We start from the raw sequence: 469 nt of genomic DNA, 5'->3' as shown, positions 1-469 counted from the left end.
TATGCCGAACTGGTCACCAAATATCCGCGAGCGGGCGGCGCAGCCGTCTTCGCCCAACGGGCGTATCGGAAACCACTGATCTCGTTCCTTGTCGGCTTCTCGATGCTGGCGGCCGGCGTAACCAGTGCGGCGGGACTCGCCCTCGCATTCTCGGGCGACTATCTCAAAGCCTTCATCGACGTCCCAACCGTTCCAGCGGCGCTCGTCTTCCTGCTCCTGGTGGGACTTCTCAATGCCAGAGGCATCAAGGAGTCGATGCGCGCCAACGTCGTCATGACAGTCGTGGAGGTCACCGGGCTCGTCCTCGTTGTCGTCCTCGCTTGCATAGTTCTCGGGCGCGGCGACGGAACCCTGAGCCGCGTCGTGGAGTTCGACGACAGCCGATCGCCTGCACTCGCGGTGCTGGCTGCGGCACTCCTCGCGTACTACTCTTTTGTCGGCTTCGAAACGTCCGCGAACGTCGCCGAAG

Annotated in this window: 1 protein-coding gene; it reads left to right on the top strand. The window is 63.1% G+C overall.

Going from position 1 to position 469, the window contains the following annotated elements:
* Positions 1 to 469, top strand: a 469-nt coding sequence (locus A2J01_RS21520; RefSeq protein WP_156519345.1) for an amino acid permease, incomplete at both ends; no start/stop codon positions are given.

It is taken from the genome of Rhodococcus sp. EPR-134 (genome assembly GCF_001647205.1).
GTDB lineage: Bacteria > Actinomycetota > Actinomycetes > Mycobacteriales > Mycobacteriaceae > Rhodococcus_F > Rhodococcus_F qingshengii.
This window is presented reverse-complemented; position numbering and strand designations above follow the sequence as displayed.